Below are 16471 nucleotides of genomic sequence, written 5' to 3'. Positions count from 1 at the left end.
GAACCGGCGAATGTAGAAGACAATTGTTCAAATTGATTCTGGGGCTCATCTTCAGGTGTGAGCGTGCGAAGGAGGAGTTTATGGGCATTCAAAACCCATCGTCCCGACCGAAAAAGTGCCTTAAATTTCTGGGTGGTTCGGCTGTTCGGTTGGCGGGACTGCTGGCAGTTTGGATTGTGGGTGGCAACTATATCGCCTCTGTGCATGAAAAAGAAATCGAGCAGGATTTAGCAGCTTATGCCCAACGGTTTCCCAAAACAGAGCCGAATGATGCGGCGTTGAAGCTGGCGGCGTCCCTCGCTAAAGTGGGGATCGGTGGAGCCGGGGCAAGTTTCTATTCTGTCGATCGCTCCATCAGGTCTAGGGCTGATTTTAGGTCTTCAGAGGACGATCAAAAGGCATTTGAAGAAATCAGACAAGAATTAACTCAGTACCTAGATGCTGAGATTTCCAAACCAAACGATACCGTAAATCCACCTTCAGAGAAATTACAACGCTATCTCGCCGGACGGCAAACGGCTTTAGCAGAACTTCGCCAGCAGGTTTTAAATAATGAAGTACCGCACTGGGGAACAGATATTACCTGGATTGTGGAAGGAGATGTGACGGCTCCCCTACCCGCTTATTTATCGCAGGTTAATTTCCAACGAGTTTTAGCCCTAGACATTCTCGAAAAATACCGTAAAGGTCAGACGGAAGCAGCAGCAGAAATGCTGGAAGTATCCTGGAAAATCAACCAGCCTTTAACAGAAAGCCCCCTTCTAATCCCTCAACTTGTGGCTTTGATTGTGGCTAAATATCCAGTAGGGGTGATGCGGAAAGCCGAGATCCTTCCCGCCCAGTGGCAGCAGCGCTTGCTGGAACACGATTACCGCGAGTCGATATTGGCATCCTTGCAGGGAGAATATTTGTCTAAGTTCAAATTTTCGCAAGACTTCGTTTGGAAATACTCGTGGTCTTCGATACTAGAAGCATCAGGCGTTTCTAGTAATGAGGGAATACTTTCACTATTTCAGACATTTCCAAGGGAAATTAACGATCCCCCAACTTTACAAGAAAAAATCTTAGACTGGACTTTATCTCATGTCCTGGTGTGGTTCAAGCCGGTGATCAAACCTTATATTCGCTTTTGTGCCATCGATACTTATCAAGTTTATAAACGATCGCTTGCAGCATCTCGCCAGCAGAATGTTTGCGCTTCTGATTCAGTCACGGCAAAGGACTTCGCGTGGTGGAATTATATAGGTAGGACATCTACAAATTTCCCTAGTCAAACCAGTAAAGCAGCAAAATATATGCTGGATTTGGAATTGACTCAGAAAATTTTGCAAGTCAAAGCAGTAGCAGCCAAAACGGGAAAATGGCCGGCATCGGTTCCCGATATGAAGTCGTCTATTTGTCCGGGCGCAAAATGGCTGTATCGCGTTGCTCCCGACGGTACGATGTCGATATCGTTTAGCGAGAAACCCAAATGGTTGGAGGAGAGATTAAAGAGCAACAGAGGGCTACCATTTACCTATACCGACAAGACACCGCCGCCGCTCAAAAACCGAGTCTCTACCCGACCAAAACAACGATGATGGCACATCCCCAACGACAGTTTGCGAACTTCCTCACCGTTGCCGTTTTTAGCAGCACGTTCGCACTGGCAACCGTTGGAGAAGCCTCGGGAAAAAGATTGAAGCCCTGCAGGATAGAGATGAAGGGCGTTGCTTAATCAGGATATGAAAAAAATAAGTTGAAAATCTCCGAGCTTTATTGATGCTAATTACTGACTATCGATCGCTACGCACCCGCCAGCTACGATACTTTAGTCATAGTTTCTGAGAAGTTGAGGGATTATGGATTTAACTTGAATTGCACTTATTAAGAAAAACTTGGTGTTGCTTAATCAGGGTATGAATAGAAAATTTCGGAATTGCTATAAGCCCTCGAAGGGTGAGTTTTGTAACATCAAGGGAAAAGTTTATTCATACCGTGGAGCAGCAACGCCAAAAACTTTTCGTTCGTATCAATCCCTAGAATCAGCAGCAAACCTCGCAATTCTTGTCCCTTTACAGATTGTTATCCATTTTCTTGGTTGTTGTTCTTTTGATAGGTATTTGGAATCAAGCCCCAGAATGAGGGGCATGATTCGTTAGAGCTAACGTGAATTTGCTTGATAGAGTTTGGTTTCTCGTTTCACCAACTCTACCTGCTGCTGAGTCAACAAACAGAAATCTTCCATTTGTGGATCGATCGCCACAACAAGAACTTGTCCTTGAAGGATCACGCGCTTTGGAGTAAGCATAGTTGGCTGATGAGCCTTCCGCAAGAAGTCATCGTCACACAAAACAGCAAGTGATGGGTCAGAATAACAGTGGTAGACCGCCTCAAAGAACGCTTCTTGCCCTGGAATTCCTACAAGCTTTTGAATTTCTGGGATTTGTGGCAGTTCAGTTGCTGCTACTTCTTGAATCCCTGTTGAGTTAATTAAAACGTAAAATTGCATAACGGCTCCTGTGGTAAACGGTGTTGAATTAGAGAAAATCTCAACCCCACAGCGAAGCACTAAAATTTGCTTTGGGATCGGGTTTTGGATGCAGTTTGAGTTCTTCCTTCACCATTTTTACTTGTTCAAGATTTAGCAAACACAAATCTTCCAAGGATTGATTAGTTCCAAGAATAACTACCTGACCGAAAATCACGTGTCCCTTTTTAGTTACACAAGTCGGTTTCAGCCCTTTCGGTTCCAGGTCATCATCACAAATTATGACAATCTTGGGATCAGAAAAGTTAGAAGAATCTAGCACTTCAAAAGTGGCTGGCTCTCCTTCAATGCCAACCAAATCTTGAATTTCTTCTGTGGTGAGCATTTCGGGAGTGGTGTAGACATCTATCTCTTGTTCGTTCGTAACCAAAATGTAGTAAGGCATGAGAAGAACTGGGAGCGACCCAGTTATTACGCTAGAGAGTTGAAACTTTTGGGATTGGCTCACACAAAACTTTGGCTGCCTCAAGATTCTCAGGTGGAACATAGAGGCTAAATTTGCCTTGATACACGTAAAACTCTAGTTGGTGAGGGATTCTGTTGATGGCAGTAACAACCGTGGGATGCTGATTGGATGGAAAGTCTGCTACTCTTTGAAGTCCTAAAATATTGGTGTCAGATGAAGACATTGGTTATAACTGGAAGCGATCCAATTATTGCGCTAATAAGGTTGTGGGCTACCAAACAAATAACCAGATTGTTGGCAAATTCGATCGCATCTTGAATCAATTCAGCTTTTCGTCTAGCAAATTCTGTATGGGATAACTTTGCTAAACGATAAACTTGCTCCTTTGACCATCGGCTTTCTGCGTCATAACCCGGATCTCCACTAACCACCGAGATTTCAATTGTGGTATTTTTGGGCCATTTCGTGATTTGAAGGTAGTAATCATTCCAGCCGTCATCAATGAGAAGCTGACAACGCTCTCTTAGATAGGGGATTGATTTACCTTCTTTAGTTCTCCAAGAACCCTGTTCGGAGAATATGTCTAACTCTAATTCGCTCATTTTTCATGCTAAAAACTCACAAATTCAGAGCGAAGCATGATGGATTTGAACTGGCAGCGACCCAGTTATTACGCTATTAGTTAGGCTAGAAAACTGAACTAAATTCGATTGCAATACAGAGTTCTCTACCTGACTTAACATACTCAGAAGGCACATAAACTCGGAAAGCGCCATCTCTCCACGTTTTCTCGGCATTCGGGGGATAAAGCTCTATCTGATGGGGAATCTCAGCATTTTTCAGTGCGGTTTCGATTACTTCATGCTGATGTGCATAGAAATCAGAGAGTGTTACTAATCCGGTCACATTCATGTCTGGCAATTCATCAGGTTTCATAGGTTTTGTAATTTGGTAGTGGTGTAAAATCGACACTTTACAGCGAAGCATCAATCGGTTGAACTTCAGCTCCCCAGCAATCCCAATTCGAGCGGCGTTCTCTGGCAAACAACTCAATCCTCGACGGTTGCGACAATTGCCCCAATTCCTCACAATTTTCCAGTTTTTCTCCGAGTTTATTAGCGATCGTCCAAAACTCTTCCGGCTTCTGAGAATGCTTACCTTTCCGGGCTCTGATGATGTTGGGGATGTTGGTCAGACCGTGGGTACTGAAACTCCCTGGTTCACCTTTGGTAGCTACCAGGAAGTGCTCAGTGCAGTTGCGCCCGTAGTGACCCATTCCGATGTGGGGTCTGCCATCCTTGGTGACTTTCTCCCATGTGAAAGTCGATCGATGCGTGAATCCCCATTTCTCCAAGCACCGGAAGCCGAGGTATTGATGGTTGTTCGTCACCCATAGCAGCACATAAGCGTGTTCGTGGGCGATGTCATAAATCGGCATCTTCAGAATTTCTTCATCCTTCATTGAGGGGTATGAACACCTGCCCCGGTGAGTTGGGTCATATTCCCTGAGATCGAACTGCCACGGCGGATCGAGTACAATCAGTCGGTAATCCTGTTGCGGAATGGGAGGAAGATCGGGAAGAAATTGAAGTGCGATCGATAACTTTAGTTGTCCAATTGTGTCATCAGATTTATAACGCATAATCAATTCCTTCCTACAATCGTGAACGTGTAACTTGCAATTTTATTCGTGTCATTCTTCTTTCTTTGATTCGGAAAGATAATCGTGGGAAACAGTCGCACCAAAAACTTTCTCTCCTGATAACCATTTAAGTTGTTTGGTCTTTAAAATGTTTTCGTCAATCTCTTTAATTACTTGGCAGGCATTTTCAATCTCAATTATTTGGCTGCTTGTGTTAAAACACTCAGCTTAATCATCAACACTCATATCTCCAATTTTTGCCAATAAATCTACAAGAATTTTTAGCAAATCTGGGGCATTCGCAATTAACTTAGCATTGGCATTTGTTTCTAAGTCTGTTCTTCGAGTATTGTTTCTGTGGCAACTTAGATAAGCGATTGTTTGAGAATCTTCCTCGTCTGTTCCTATGAACTCACCTTGAGCTTTCCATTTTCCGGGTGTATGCTTCGTTTTCATTTACTTATTCCTCACTTTTGTTACTCTGCTTTGTAATTTGTCATTTTCCTGACTGATTTGTAGATTTTGATTCGCTATCAAGAATTTGCAAACCTTGGATAATTAACGAAATTGCACGTTTAACTGCATCTACTTCGCGTAATTTCGATCGACCAGCCAAATCGCTTATCATTTGGTAGGTTTCTTCAGGACTGACATTAGTAGCCTTTTCAAACAATATTGACACTAGAGTTATTTCCGAGATGTGTCCTAGAATTGTTCCCAACCAAATTTTTACAGCAAATTGGTCAGGAGAAAGGTTTTCTTTTTCCGCTTCTCTAAACAATAGAGTAATTTGTCTGCGAACTATTTCAAAAACTTTATTTTTTGTCATTGGTGTGCCTCTATTTTCTTGGATAATAGGCAGAATAACCGCCATGTGTACTCTAATTGTGATTGGTTTTGAGTTCGTTAATTGCTAACCCTTGGGTTATGATTTGAACTCCCTTTCTAATTTCTTGAGAATTGTTTTGATGTACCACATTAATCAAATGTTCAACTAGAGCATAATTTTCTGTTCCAGCGAGATTGGTTGCCTTCTGTATCAGCATTGAAGTAATCAAAACATAAACAGGTTTACGTGCTGCACAATTCGCTAATATTTTGATAGCAAACTGTTGGAGATTCCATTGATTTTGGATAGCTTCTTCAAAGACTAAACTGATTTGATTGTGAAGATTTTCAAGTTGCAATGAGTCAATTAGTTGCAATTGCTCAATTAGTGGCAATTCCGATTCATTATTCATTGGTTTTTCCTAAGTAGTTTTAGTGATTAGATTTGGTCATCAACAATTTCCGGTGTAGAAATTGCAGCTAAAGAACAGCCATACACTTCTTGGTAAAAGTATTTGGTGCAAGAGTTTTCAGCTACTTTTCGAGTAAATAGGAAAAACATTCCCCGCCAGGTCAATACCATCGGCGGTTCTTCAATGACGATCGATTTGTGAGGTTTCGACTCCTCATTTATGTTTTCGTTAATTATGTTCAGAATAGCTACGTGTTTCATTTCCCCAAATTCCACCTACTAACATCACAAAGCAGAGCATTACTTCATTGCACTATTGAAGCGCAATGAAGTAAATCAAAGGTTAATTCTCGCTAGGTAACATGAGAATTGAATCCTTAACGTACAGTTTCATTTCTGGCAAAGGGAAATCGGTAAAGGGAATATCTTGACGAATTACTGGTTTATCACCAGTTTTTGGTGTGTCTTCCCAACAGGTCAAAACTGCATCATGATTGACGGCTGACTTGATAATTTTATGGTCATCTCCAACAATTAGTAACCAAACTTGAAATTGTTTCAGATTTTCTTTTTTTCCTAATTGATGTTGATAGGAGGCGATCGCATCTATCAACCAATAACTCTCAGCATTTTCTGCTAAATACTGAATTCCCTCAGTGTATTGCAACTTAGTCAATGAATGCTTGAAATATTGAGTAGTTCCGGTGCAATGTTGTAGACCTATTTGGAGTTGTTGTGCATCTAACATGGGTTGATTAATTCAAAAACAAAACATCACTCCTCTACAGCGAAGCACTGCATGATTCGCTTCTAGCATTTGACAGATTCTAGTATTTAATAGAAATAATTCTATCGAAACTATCTCGAATTACTTTAGGACTTTTACTCAAACTCATCCCGCAGTTTCTGCACTGGAAATGTTTTAAAAGTCCTAACTTTCCAAGAAATAGTAGTTGACCACCACAAATTTTGCACTCATTTTCCTGACTTATTTTCTGACTCATTTTCAAATGCCTCTGTTAATTGATCTTCAATTGCCAGCGCAATCACGGCGATCGCCTCCCTCACGGCTGTTTCATCTCCCTGTTTGGAACGAATAATCAGTAAAGGAATCTGACTAGAATCAGTAAACAGTGGCTGAGCAATGTTTAAAGCCCTAGAATTGCCTTTGAGAACTTCTGACCAAATTGTTGAAGCAAAAGCCCAAGAGTTGATAACTTCTTTTTTACCTTGCTCCGTATCAATTATTTCAGTGATTGATAAAGGGTGAACAAAATTTTCTAGGTTCATAGGTTGTTGTTGATGACTAAACCGTTATAAATTAACTGTACCGCCCACTGACTTTTTGCAACATTTTGTGCAAGTGTTTCTTTAGCCAGGAACCGGAGAAATGCCAGGTTGTCGTCTTCAATCAAACCTGTAGCCAGATTAATCATCCGCGAGGCGATCGCCACATAAGGTGCTTTCTCTTGCACTGCATTTACCCAAATTTGAACTGCAAAAACCTCTAGCGTTGTTTTGTTATTGATTGCTTCTGCAAAGATTCCATTAACTTGTGCTTGGAGCGATCGAAGTTGTTCCTCTCTTGTAGGGTCTTCGACTGTTTCTGTGTCAAAAGTCATTTGATGCTCCTGATTTGTGTAAGTGATGTAGTGCGAACGTCTGTTGTCGAGCCAGTATCCAGTGTAGGAAAACTGGACAGGCTTTTAAGGCTTAATTTTCGTCTGGCAACAGAAGTATTTTCTCTTGTAGATAAAGCTTGATTTCTGGCAAGGGAAAATCGGTAAACGGTATCTGTTGAATAACTACAGGTTTGGTTTCAGTAGCGGGTGTATCTTCCTAACAAGTCAACACCGCTGCATTGCGTCCTGTGGGCTTGATGAATTCATGTGCATCTCCCACATGAAGGAACCAAAGTTGAAACTCTGTTAGTCTGTGAATTCTGTTAACTCTTGGCTGATGGGAGGCAATCGCATCAATCAACCAAAAGCATTGAGCATTCTCAACCAAGTATTTGACTCCATCGGTGTAGCGAATTCCGAGAAAATGTTTATAATATTGCTCCGTCCCACAAAAGTGTTTTAGATTTTGCAAGAGGGTTTCGGCATCCGTCATCTTTGCCATCTGATTCCAAATTCAAAACATCACCCCCACACAGCGAAGCATTACTTGAATTTGTCCTGACTTTCTCGCTTATTTCTCTACTTTAAAAAAAGCTAGAGGAATCAAATGATTAATTTTCATCAACTTGAAGAGGGGAAAGACGAGAATATGAATTGGATTGCATTTGAACATCAGGGATGCTGGCGGATTTAGCACCCGATCGAATTGCCCAAGTTTTTAGTTCATCAATTTGCGCCTCGGCTATTTGTGCCAGAGGAACACAGCCGGCGATCGAAACGAGTAAATCCTGCTGACCGAATTCAACCCCGGCGCTGAACGAGTTTTGCATCGCATCGTAGACAACTTGCTCAATCTCAGCACCAGAGAAATTTTTCGATCGTTCTGCCAGCAGCTTCAAATCGAAATCGCCTGACTTGACTCGATTGGGCCGGACGCGGGTGAGGTGAACTCGAAAAATTGCCTCCCGCTCTGTGAGGTTGGGCAGATCTACCCAAAACACTTCATCAATGCGGCCTTTACGAATCAACTCGGCTGGGAGAACTTCGGCGCGGTTGGCGGTCATGACGACGAATACCGGTGCGGTTTTTTCTTGCATCCAGGTAAGGAGCGCGCCAAACACCCGCTGGGAAGTGCCAGAGTCGCCATCCATACCAGACGTGATGTTGGCGAAGGCTTTATCAATTTCATCAATGAATAAAATGCAGGGTGCGATCGCCTCAACCAGCTTAATCACCTGTCGGATGCGATTCTCACTTTCACCTACCATGCTGCCGAACACGCGACCGACATCGAGGCGCAGCAGGGGGAGTTTCCATTCCGAAGCGATCGTCTTGGCAAGTAGCGATTTACCAGTGCCCTGAATGCCGGCGAGTAAGACACCTTTGGGGTTTGGTAAACCATATTCACGAGCTTGGTCAGTGAAGGAGCGCGATCTCGATTTGACCCACTGTTTGAGAATTTCGAGCCCGCCAACGACTTCTAGACCTGATTCAAGCGGGATAAATTCGAGAATGCCCGTCTCGCGGATGGTTTGGCGTTTCTCCTCAATGATCATAGGGAGTGCCGCACTATCGACTTTGCCTCGTTTACAACGAGCCAAACATTTTGCCAGAACACGAGATATCCGGCACCGCGTCAACCCCTGGCAAGCTTTGATAAACTGCTGCCGTTGTTCAGTATTGAGTTTGAGATCGGCGGGTGGAACCAATCGAGTGAGCAAGTTCGATATCTCCTCGATGCCTGGTAAAGAGATATCCACCACCGTCGTCTCTTGAGAGAGTTCCTGGGGAATTCTGAGTTGGTCGGAGAGGATGACGAGGCAGCGACGGTCACGGGCTAGTTGTTTTGCGAGGTTTTTCAGTTCGCGGACGATCGCTAGTTGGTTCATTGCTATCTGTCCGTTGGCACCGGGGGCAATCAGACTGCCTAAATCCTTCATGACAAACACTGTTACCTGTTCCATTGCCGGTGCTTTACTGATCCGCTCCAAGGCTTGCATCGGATTTCCCTTGCCCGTGGCATTATCTGTCCAGCCACGTGCAAAGTCCCAGAAATAGATTTGTCCCTCTACCCCTGTGACCACTTGGCACAAGATTTCTTCTGCTGGTTCTTCTTCCGGGCTCACTAGCCACAGCAAAGGAAATCTAGCCAATAACATTAGCTGAATTTCTTTCTTTTGATCTATCATGTCTTTAATCCAATTATCAATTGCTAATTACTCTCTACCCAGCAATCGAGCTTTTGAGTCACCATTTTGCTACAAGCCTTGAGCATCCACCCAAGATGATTAGACCTCTAGCAATATTCATTCTCCCTTCTAAGCTCAGTAACAGTAACAGCAACTGTTAATGAGCTGTTCGTTTCTGTTTCTGTTTCTGTTTCTGTTACTCATTTAGCCACAACAACTTTTTGCTTTTTGTTTCTGGAAACAGGTTCAACAGGTTTAGCTGGAGGTTCAACAGACTCAGAGTTAACAGGGTCAGAGTCAAAGCCAGAGTCAGACTCCGAATCAGACTCCGAATCAGACTCCGAATCAGACTCAGAATCAGACTCAGAATCAGACTCCGAATCAGAGTTAACGGGTTGTAAAAGAGGGTCAACCAAGTCTGAGACTGTTTCAGGGAGGAGTTCTGGAAGTATTTCAGGAAGTAATTCAGCTTGAGATTCAGATTGAGCGACTTGAGTTTTAGCAAGAGCCGCTTTCAAGATTTCAATTTCTCTGAGAGCTTCAGACAAATCAGCATGGAGTGTTTCATTTTCCACCATGAGCTGAGCATCAGTGACCAACTCATCATCTGAATCATCTAAAACTCGATCGACTTGTAAAGCGCCACTAACTTTCTGTTGACTTTGCAGGTTAGTGATTGTGCTCGAAGCTTCTTTGAGTTGCAGTCGAAGTTGTTCTAGTTGAGCTTCCAGGACTTGTTTCTCGCCTGCTTGTGCTTGGAGAGTTTGAATTTGGGAATGAAGGTTAGAAACTTCACGTTCCCGTGCTTCGATTCTTCCTGTGAGTTGTGAAATTTCAGAGAGTCGATCGCGAGAAGCTGTTTCCATTTCAGCGACTTCTGCCAACCGTTTGTCAGCGACTGTAAGTTTTGCTTGTAATTCGTTGCGATCGGCTTGTAAGGAATCCAATTGTTGACGAAATTCTTCAGAGTCTGTCAACTTTTGCTTGTTCAGATTCATGTACGCTTCCCTGAGTTCTAGGCGTTGGCGTTCGTACTCTGACTTGTAAAAGTTCAACTCAAGCTGATTCTGAGGGAAATCCTTGAGTTGTTGCCGAAGAATTTCATTCTCAGCAGCCAAGGATTTCATTCGATCGCCACTCACACTTGTATCCGCTTTCTGAAATGCGAGGCGATAGGTTGCTAGTGCCATTTGTCTAGCCACTGCTAGAAATTCTTCAGGAACTTCTGATTCATCAATCAAACCATCATCTGCTGCCTCTAGCAATGCGCTTGCTAAATCCTTCTCAGATTTTCCTTGTCTCATCAGCGACAGATTTTCTGTCCGCCATTCTCTAACCAATTTGCAGATGACATCGGTGCTGCCCCCTATGCCGTAGATTTCTTTGAGGGCTGCGTTAACCGAGCGGACTACTATCCCTACACGATTTTTTTGCAGCACAGCACAGGCAAAATCCACCATTTCTCGGTTGATTCCTGTGTACTGAGTCGCGCGATCCAACTCAAACCCAGTTAAATCAAGGCTTGTAAACGTTGTCGGTAATTTTCCCATTGGTAAACAGTGGTAAACACTTGTGGAAAGCTATTTACCAAATATAACATATTTACCATTAATGGTAAATATGTTATTAAGCGTTATTAAGAATTTTCAATGCGATCGGCAATGGCGCGCAAGATAATGGCAAGCTCATCATCTGGAATGGTACGAACTTGCTGTACAAGATTTTGTAATTTGCTTGGTTGTCTACTTCCCTCTAGAAATTCTTGAAAGTCTTCAAGAGATTCACCCCGGAGCCTAGCTACACGCTCTAAACTTTCTTTATCTGGAATTCCCTCCAAATTTTCCCAAGCTTTGATTGTGGGGTGCGATACCCCAAGGAACTTAGCAAATGATCGATACGACCTCTCTCCACGCATTTGGGAGATTATTTCAGCAAATTTTTCCCTGGCCTGTACGTCCATCCGGTGTTTCTGGTGATTTTGACAGTGTTGGGCCTCTAACATACAAAAATTGAGGTATTCTGTGCTTTCCATTTGTGGTAAATAAGGTATAGTGGTAAATACAGATGGCAAGTGACTTACCAAGAATCCGGTCTAAAGACACGGGGGTTTCAATAAGCAAACTCAAGCTTTGTTGCCAGCCTAAGCGTTTATTGACTTTGACTACGTTTTTGGGTCGTCAGGAACCTCAGCCTACCTAAAGGCATAAGGGTTGCAAGAAAAGTCAAGTAAGCCGTTCTGGTTCTGACCAGCCAAGTTTTAACTGACTAGGTTTTTTGACGCACCACACCCTGAAATGCTACGCGGTGTTCTTTGCCTGTTACTGACGTTGAAACAGTTCTTAGTTCACGCTTTACATTGCTTTAACCGGCGCAAGCTCGCCATATATGGGCAAAGCTACATTACTCTTTCACGAGCTTTACATATTTCACAATGCAGGGGCAACCACACCGCACTGTAAGGGATTTCAAATTCCATTATTTTGCCGTGAACGCAGCCCTCAAACTTCACACTTACGGAGGTTTTATGATGACCGATTCTTTAAGCTCAATAGTTTTGCTCGAAGAAGTAAAGTTGGTTGAAAAAGTCCAGAAAGTAAATTTGGTTGAAAAAGTCAAAAAAACCAAACGTACCCTAACGCTTTCCGAAGAAATCGATAGGAAAGTTCGTCTGTTTGCTGCCAACCGAAGAATTCCTGTAGGGTCTTTGGTGGAGGCAGCTTTGATTTTTTATTTTTCTCAAAATTTGGAACAAGAAAACACAGAAAACTAAAATTCAGGTTTCTGGATATGACACAAAACGGATGGTGCCGAACTAATTACCATAAAGACGGCAAACGTCGCTTTGGTCGTTTGACGAAAGATGGTTTGTGTTGTGAATGCGAAGCTGAACTTGTCAATAATTCAGAAAATCCAGCCGATAAAGGCAAGATAACTAGGTTGGAACAAACAATAGTGGATTTGGAAATAGAACGGGAGCGGCTTAACTCAAAAATTAAGCGGTTGCGCTATAAATGGCAAACTCTCATGAACTCCTTCAATGAATCTGGAGTTAAAAAATCACAGAAATCTGAGAAATCTGACAAATCTGATAAATCCAAGAAGTCTGACAAATCCAAGAAGTCTGACAAGTTAGACAAGTCAGACAAGTCGGAGAAATCAAGAACAGGAATTAAATCGGGAGTGCCAAACTAATGAACAATATCAATATCGATCGTCAACTGGTTGAGAAACATCTCAATTACCTCGGATATCAACCAGGTCAAGCCTACTTGAGATTTTTCTATCACAGCGAAGACAAACGTAAGAAAAAAGATAAAGGGCGCAAAGAAAATGGTCTGGACTGGGAAAAAATAGAAAATTATCAGGCAGACGGCCGCGGTGTTTATGTCGTGGTCAATGGCGCTGGTGGTAGGGGACACTCAGATGCTGACATCAAACAGTGCTGTGCCATATTTTGTGAGTGGGACGATATCCCATTAGCTGAACAATTTGAAAAATGGAGCGAAGTTGGGTTTGTTGAGCCGACCTTCACCATCTACAGCGGTGACAAGTCGATGCAGCCGTACTGGTTGTTCGAGGAGCCGATCGATCCCGAACAGTGGCGTGAACTGCAAGTGATGCTGATCGAAATCATGGATGCTGATCAAAGTAACAAAAATCCTAGCCGTGTTTTTCGCTTGGCCGGTGCGTGGCACGTCAAACCCGATCGCGAACCCATCAAATCAGAAATTGTTGCAGAGTCCGGCATCCGATACAGCTACAGTGATTTGCGCGATTGGCTTCTCCCCCGATACCAAGAAATACTACGAAGGAAAGAAGAAGAACAACAACAACGAAGACGAGAACTTGAACTTGCACTTAAACTTGAACTTGAGGAACAAGCAAAAATTGCTCTTACTTCCGCATCCTCTCCCTTGGCTACTACTGCTACTGCTACTGCCATTGCAAATACTACGACGGGTACTGCTACAGCTACACTTTTGGAACCGACAGATTTACCTAAATACAAAGACCTCACTGTTCCTGTACCAATACCAATTTCCCTACAGTGCGCTTTAGCAAAACCCAACAAAGAATTTTTGAATGGGGTAACAAATCTCCGCAATACGTCAATGGCGACACTGGCACGGGATTTGCTTGGAGTTCAGGCAGAGTTCACTCGACTCGGACAAATAACTAATGAGGATGCCTACACCCTGTTTCTGGATGCTTGTCGGCGTTGTTCCCCCGGCGGTGGCTGGGATGAGGAAGAATGGGAGCAAATCTGGAGTTATGCAGTTAAGTCGAACCCGATCGCCAGTATCTCCAAATATCTCCCGAACGGTGTCGAAAACTGCATCAAAGGTGAATACTGGCGTTTTTTAAAAGCTCAGTATCCATCATTATCTGAATCTGAATCAGAAGTTGAGTCAGAAGTTGAGTCAGAAGCTAAGTCAAAATCTGACTTTAATATTTTGAGTTCAAATGACAAATTGATCCAGGATTATAAGAAACTAGCCAGACATTTTGGCAAACGAATTCGGTTGAATAAACTGAGTAAGCGAATTGAAATTGATGGGAAACCTGTCTCGCTCGATCGGGCAAAGATTCAACTCGCAACCAGGCATTCCATCCTTGTAAAATCCTCAAAAGAAGACATCCAAGATATCCTCACAGAAATAGCTGAAGAGAATCAGTATTCGCCAATAGAAGATTATCTAAATGGGCTACCACCACCGGAGAATACTTCAATTTTGGATACCCTGGCTCAAAGATACTTCGGTGTTTCTGAACCCATTTATCAAACTTTTGTCCGAAAAAGCTTGATCGGCGCCGTTGCCCGTGCGCTATCTCCCGGCTGCAAATTAGACACAGCGCTCATCCTGCAAGGTAAGCAAGGCTTTAAAAAATCCACATTTTTCAAAATCCTTGCTGGTGATTATTTTGATGATTCCCTCGGTGCTGTCAGCGACAAAGATGAACGGCTGAAACTTCATCGGAGTTGGTTCATTGAATGGTCTGAATTGGAATCGATTTTTAAACGGCGCGATGTTTCGCAGACCAAAGCTTTTCTCTCAAGTTCGATCGATGCCGTCAGACCCCCGTACTGTCGCGACACACAGGATTTTGCCAGAGCCAGCATCATCGTGGCGACCACAAACAAAGATGAGTTTTTATCGGACGAAACCGGGAACCGGCGATTTTGGATAATCCCGGTGAAGAAACGGATCAATACCAAATTGCTCAGGCAAGAGCGGGATGCAATTTGGGCAGCAGCAGTGGTCGCCTATAAATCTGGGGAGCAATGGTGGCTGGATTATGAGGATGAAGAAAAGGCAGAAACTATAGCTGGAGAATTTCAGACTTCCGATCCTTGGATGGATACCATCACCAATTACACCGAATATCGGGAATGGTTACTCATGGGCGATCTGCTCAATCATCTTCAAGTGGATTTGAGCCGGCAAGAGCGATCGCACCAGATGAGAGTCGCCAGCATCCTCAAACTTTTGGGCTGGCAGAAAAATTTCCGTACAGTGGGTGGCAAGCGCTGCCGAGTTTGGTGCAAACCAGAACCCGCTCCAGAACCCGATCCAAAACCCGCTCCAGAACCTGAGACAGAACCTGATTCTGAGTCGGGAACAACAACAAACACTGAAAAAAGGGGGGTTGATCATGAGGATGGCGCTGAAGTTGTGCAAGCTCAAATCCAATCACAGCAAGAGCTGGAGAATCAGACTCAACAAGTGGATCAACATGAACTACCCTTAACACCAAAAAAAGATATTTTTGGCCCAACACAGACAGCAGGGACTATCAACGCTGACTCCCCTGATGAAAAATCCGATAGTTTGGGAGAGAAACTTGAACAGGTCGATCGCACCCATCCGACCCATACACAGCAAGGATTTCAGACTGATCAACCGGAAAATTCCCAAGTTGATCAACAAAAAACAGAAGCAGAGGCACAAGCAGAGGCACAGGAAAAAGAAGAGGCAGAGCTGATCGATTTCATTAGGTTTGCGATCGCCGAAAATGATTCTCAATTTGCCACAGAGATCCAAGTCATTCTCAGAGATGTTTGTGGCAAAGGGGCTGCCGAGCGCCAAAAAGTCTGGGATGCGCTGACGGAAGCCCAAAAAGTCGCTTTCACTGCTTTGCTTGGACAATCGACCTCACCAACTACACCCACACAACCCATAGAACCCACAGAACCCATAGAACAGAGCGGCCAAGTCATAACCACAGAATCGGCTGAACTGAACCAACCGCAGCCCGTGACTGACGCGCCGACTGACACCCGGGCTGATGTTGTGGGTGAGCCACCACCACCAATCGAACAAATCGAACAAATTGACGCGGATTCGATGCGTGAGATTGCCTTGATTTGGTGGGATAAATTTTATCCTGAGCAAATGCAAAGTCTGATTAGTCAACTCTATGCGTGGAAGGCACCGGGGACTAAATATAGCCAAGAGGCGATCGACTGCTGGCTAAATACTCAGGATGAAATTGTCAAAGAAAGAATCAGTGGAATTATTGAGGCTAAAAATGGACAAAGAGTTGATCAAAATAACCACTGAACAGGATTTTCGGTTGAAAGTTTTCAGTGACGAAGTTAAAGAGCTTTCAGCAGTCGAATCGCACATTTTGCTTACTGAAATGATGCGTCAAAACATGATTAAAGACAATGTAATCAAAGGGTTATTAGGAGTTAAACCAAGTGAACGTTAACAACTTTTGTGATGCAAAAACTGCTGGTAAAATCCTCAATTGTAGCGCTCGAACCCTGATGCGGTACAGACAACAAAACAAACTATTAGAAGGGATTCACTGGGGGCGCAATCCGAGCGGGAAAGTTC

Annotated in this window: 21 protein-coding genes and 1 pseudogene; 5 read left to right on the top strand and 17 right to left on the bottom strand. The window is 43.5% G+C overall.

All coding sequences use genetic code 11. The features are described 5' to 3' along the window. The first annotated feature begins 80 nt into the window (after nucleotides 1–80). Complete coding sequence (locus tag QUB25_RS01390; protein ID WP_333181725.1) at nucleotides 81–1580, top strand: hypothetical protein; 1500 nt, start codon at nucleotides 81–83, stop codon at nucleotides 1578–1580. Nucleotides 1581–2143: 563 nt separating this feature from the next. Here QUB25_RS01390 and QUB25_RS01385 read toward each other — a convergent pair. The 17 genes and pseudogenes from QUB25_RS01385 to QUB25_RS01305 form a co-directional block, all read right to left on the bottom strand. Further along, entirely contained in the window at nucleotides 2144–2491 is a 348-nt protein-coding gene (locus QUB25_RS01385; RefSeq protein WP_333181723.1) for a hypothetical protein, read from the bottom strand. A 40-nt stretch (nucleotides 2492–2531) separates the two neighbouring features. Then, nucleotides 2532–2915, bottom strand: coding sequence for a hypothetical protein (locus tag QUB25_RS01380; protein ID WP_333181721.1), 384 nt, complete (start codon nucleotides 2913–2915; stop codon nucleotides 2532–2534). A 31-nt stretch (nucleotides 2916–2946) separates the two neighbouring features. Continuing rightward, the gene (locus QUB25_RS01375; protein ID WP_333181719.1) at nucleotides 2947–3159 is read right to left on the bottom strand and encodes a hypothetical protein; all 213 of its coding nucleotides are present in this window, start codon (nucleotides 3157–3159) and stop codon (nucleotides 2947–2949) included. After that, a complete protein-coding gene (locus QUB25_RS01370; protein WP_333181717.1) occupies nucleotides 3146–3538 on the bottom strand; it encodes a hypothetical protein in 393 nt (130 codons plus the stop codon). Before QUB25_RS01370 ends, QUB25_RS01375 begins: the two co-directional genes overlap by 14 nt. A gap of 85 nt (nucleotides 3539–3623) precedes the next feature. Further along, complete coding sequence (locus tag QUB25_RS01365) at nucleotides 3624–3872, bottom strand: hypothetical protein (protein ID WP_333181716.1); 249 nt, start codon at nucleotides 3870–3872, stop codon at nucleotides 3624–3626. Between the two features lie 37 nt (nucleotides 3873–3909). Next, nucleotides 3910–4578 (bottom strand): MT-A70 family methyltransferase, encoded by a 669-nt coding sequence (locus tag QUB25_RS01360; protein WP_333181714.1) that lies wholly within the window; start codon nucleotides 4576–4578, stop codon nucleotides 3910–3912. Between the two features lie 228 nt (nucleotides 4579–4806). Continuing rightward, nucleotides 4807–5034 carry a hypothetical protein gene (locus QUB25_RS01355; RefSeq protein WP_333181712.1) on the bottom strand — a complete coding sequence of 76 codons (228 nt, stop codon included), beginning with the start codon at nucleotides 5032–5034 and terminating at the stop codon, nucleotides 4807–4809. Nucleotides 5035–5074: 40 nt separating this feature from the next. Beyond that, on the bottom strand, nucleotides 5075–5452 hold the full coding sequence (locus tag QUB25_RS01350; protein ID WP_333181710.1) for a hypothetical protein: 378 nt from the start codon (nucleotides 5450–5452) through the stop codon (nucleotides 5075–5077). Between the two features lie 7 nt (nucleotides 5453–5459). Continuing rightward, nucleotides 5460–5819 carry a hypothetical protein gene (locus QUB25_RS01345; protein WP_333181708.1) on the bottom strand — a complete coding sequence of 120 codons (360 nt, stop codon included), beginning with the start codon at nucleotides 5817–5819 and terminating at the stop codon, nucleotides 5460–5462. Nucleotides 5820–5845: 26 nt separating this feature from the next. Further along, entirely contained in the window at nucleotides 5846–6079 is a 234-nt protein-coding gene (locus QUB25_RS01340) for a hypothetical protein (RefSeq protein WP_333181706.1), read from the bottom strand. Nucleotides 6080–6161: 82 nt separating this feature from the next. Further along, entirely contained in the window at nucleotides 6162–6566 is a 405-nt protein-coding gene (locus QUB25_RS01335; RefSeq protein ID WP_333181704.1) for a DUF6876 family protein, read from the bottom strand. 227 nt (nucleotides 6567–6793) lie between these two features. Beyond that, the gene (locus QUB25_RS01330; protein ID WP_333181702.1) at nucleotides 6794–7108 is read right to left on the bottom strand and encodes a hypothetical protein; all 315 of its coding nucleotides are present in this window, start codon (nucleotides 7106–7108) and stop codon (nucleotides 6794–6796) included. Continuing rightward, the gene (locus tag QUB25_RS01325; protein ID WP_333181701.1) at nucleotides 7105–7440 is read right to left on the bottom strand and encodes a hypothetical protein; all 336 of its coding nucleotides are present in this window, start codon (nucleotides 7438–7440) and stop codon (nucleotides 7105–7107) included. The genes QUB25_RS01330 and QUB25_RS01325 overlap by 4 nt, the downstream gene beginning before the upstream one ends. A 91-nt stretch (nucleotides 7441–7531) precedes the next feature. Further along, nucleotides 7532–7933: pseudogene (locus QUB25_RS01320) on the bottom strand (DUF6876 family protein). A gap of 118 nt (nucleotides 7934–8051) precedes the next feature. Then, a complete protein-coding gene (locus QUB25_RS01315; RefSeq protein ID WP_333181699.1) occupies nucleotides 8052–9629 on the bottom strand; it encodes an AAA family ATPase in 1578 nt (525 codons plus the stop codon). 200 nt (nucleotides 9630–9829) lie between these two features. After that, on the bottom strand, nucleotides 9830–11179 hold the full coding sequence (locus QUB25_RS01310) for a hypothetical protein (RefSeq protein WP_333181697.1): 1350 nt from the start codon (nucleotides 11177–11179) through the stop codon (nucleotides 9830–9832). Nucleotides 11180–11265: 86 nt separating this feature from the next. After that, nucleotides 11266–11589, bottom strand: coding sequence for a helix-turn-helix transcriptional regulator (locus tag QUB25_RS01305; RefSeq protein WP_333181695.1), 324 nt, complete (start codon nucleotides 11587–11589; stop codon nucleotides 11266–11268). A 564-nt stretch (nucleotides 11590–12153) separates the two neighbouring features. On the opposite strand from QUB25_RS01305, the gene QUB25_RS01300 reads away from it, so the two are divergent. From QUB25_RS01300 to QUB25_RS29705, 4 genes are read left to right on the top strand one after another with little or no spacing between them, the layout of a single operon-like run. Next, nucleotides 12154–12399, top strand: coding sequence for a hypothetical protein (locus QUB25_RS01300; protein WP_333181693.1), 246 nt, complete (start codon nucleotides 12154–12156; stop codon nucleotides 12397–12399). A 17-nt stretch (nucleotides 12400–12416) separates the two neighbouring features. Then, the gene (locus tag QUB25_RS01295) at nucleotides 12417–12821 is read left to right on the top strand and encodes a hypothetical protein (protein ID WP_333181691.1); all 405 of its coding nucleotides are present in this window, start codon (nucleotides 12417–12419) and stop codon (nucleotides 12819–12821) included. Then, on the top strand, nucleotides 12821–16192 hold the full coding sequence (locus QUB25_RS01290; protein WP_333181689.1) for a VapE domain-containing protein: 3372 nt from the start codon (nucleotides 12821–12823) through the stop codon (nucleotides 16190–16192). The genes QUB25_RS01295 and QUB25_RS01290 overlap by 1 nt, the downstream gene beginning before the upstream one ends. Further along, the gene (locus tag QUB25_RS29705) at nucleotides 16116–16343 is read left to right on the top strand and encodes a hypothetical protein (RefSeq protein WP_445251918.1); all 228 of its coding nucleotides are present in this window, start codon (nucleotides 16116–16118) and stop codon (nucleotides 16341–16343) included. Before QUB25_RS01290 ends, QUB25_RS29705 begins: the two co-directional genes overlap by 77 nt. Nucleotides 16344–16471: the final 128 nt, after the last annotated feature.

It is taken from the genome of Microcoleus sp. B3-D7, from assembly GCF_036705305.1.
Taxonomy (GTDB): Bacteria; Cyanobacteriota; Cyanobacteriia; order Cyanobacteriales; family Microcoleaceae; genus Microcoleus.
The sequence above is the reverse complement of the archived record's forward strand: the minus strand, read 5'-3'. Positions and strand labels throughout refer to the sequence as shown.

What these genes read in the sequence shown, in the direction of transcription:
- QUB25_RS01360 (WP_333181714.1), bottom strand. Translation starts at nt 4,578, where the DNA reads ATGCGTTATAAATCTGATGACACAATTGGACAACTAAAGTTATCGATC.
- QUB25_RS01385 (WP_333181723.1), bottom strand. Translation starts at nt 2,491, where the DNA reads ATGCAATTTTACGTTTTAATTAACTCAACAGGGATTCAAGAAGTAGCA.
- QUB25_RS01380 (WP_333181721.1), bottom strand. Translation starts at nt 2,915, where the DNA reads ATGCCTTACTACATTTTGGTTACGAACGAACAAGAGATAGATGTCTAC.
- QUB25_RS01290 (WP_333181689.1), top strand. Translation starts at nt 12,821, where the DNA reads ATGAACAATATCAATATCGATCGTCAACTGGTTGAGAAACATCTCAAT.
- QUB25_RS29705 (WP_445251918.1), top strand. Translation starts at nt 16,116, where the DNA reads ATGAAATTGTCAAAGAAAGAATCAGTGGAATTATTGAGGCTAAAAATG.
- QUB25_RS01365 (WP_333181716.1), bottom strand. Translation starts at nt 3,872, where the DNA reads ATGAAACCTGATGAATTGCCAGACATGAATGTGACCGGATTAGTAACA.
- QUB25_RS01295 (WP_333181691.1), top strand. Translation starts at nt 12,417, where the DNA reads ATGACACAAAACGGATGGTGCCGAACTAATTACCATAAAGACGGCAAA.
- QUB25_RS01350 (WP_333181710.1), bottom strand. Translation starts at nt 5,452, where the DNA reads ATGGCGGTTATTCTGCCTATTATCCAAGAAAATAGAGGCACACCAATG.
- QUB25_RS01340 (WP_333181706.1), bottom strand. Translation starts at nt 6,079, where the DNA reads ATGAAACACGTAGCTATTCTGAACATAATTAACGAAAACATAAATGAG.
- QUB25_RS01390 (WP_333181725.1), top strand. Translation starts at nt 81, where the DNA reads ATGGGCATTCAAAACCCATCGTCCCGACCGAAAAAGTGCCTTAAATTT.
- QUB25_RS01370 (WP_333181717.1), bottom strand. Translation starts at nt 3,538, where the DNA reads ATGAGCGAATTAGAGTTAGACATATTCTCCGAACAGGGTTCTTGGAGA.
- QUB25_RS01375 (WP_333181719.1), bottom strand. Translation starts at nt 3,159, where the DNA reads ATGTCTTCATCTGACACCAATATTTTAGGACTTCAAAGAGTAGCAGAC.
- QUB25_RS01355 (WP_333181712.1), bottom strand. Translation starts at nt 5,034, where the DNA reads ATGAAAACGAAGCATACACCCGGAAAATGGAAAGCTCAAGGTGAGTTC.
- QUB25_RS01330 (WP_333181702.1), bottom strand. Translation starts at nt 7,108, where the DNA reads ATGAACCTAGAAAATTTTGTTCACCCTTTATCAATCACTGAAATAATT.
- QUB25_RS01345 (WP_333181708.1), bottom strand. Translation starts at nt 5,819, where the DNA reads ATGAATAATGAATCGGAATTGCCACTAATTGAGCAATTGCAACTAATT.
- QUB25_RS01325 (WP_333181701.1), bottom strand. Translation starts at nt 7,440, where the DNA reads ATGACTTTTGACACAGAAACAGTCGAAGACCCTACAAGAGAGGAACAA.
- QUB25_RS01310 (WP_333181697.1), bottom strand. Translation starts at nt 11,179, where the DNA reads ATGGGAAAATTACCGACAACGTTTACAAGCCTTGATTTAACTGGGTTT.
- QUB25_RS01305 (WP_333181695.1), bottom strand. Translation starts at nt 11,589, where the DNA reads ATGGACGTACAGGCCAGGGAAAAATTTGCTGAAATAATCTCCCAAATG.
- QUB25_RS01300 (WP_333181693.1), top strand. Translation starts at nt 12,154, where the DNA reads ATGATGACCGATTCTTTAAGCTCAATAGTTTTGCTCGAAGAAGTAAAG.
- QUB25_RS01335 (WP_333181704.1), bottom strand. Translation starts at nt 6,566, where the DNA reads ATGTTAGATGCACAACAACTCCAAATAGGTCTACAACATTGCACCGGA.
- QUB25_RS01315 (WP_333181699.1), bottom strand. Translation starts at nt 9,629, where the DNA reads ATGATAGATCAAAAGAAAGAAATTCAGCTAATGTTATTGGCTAGATTT.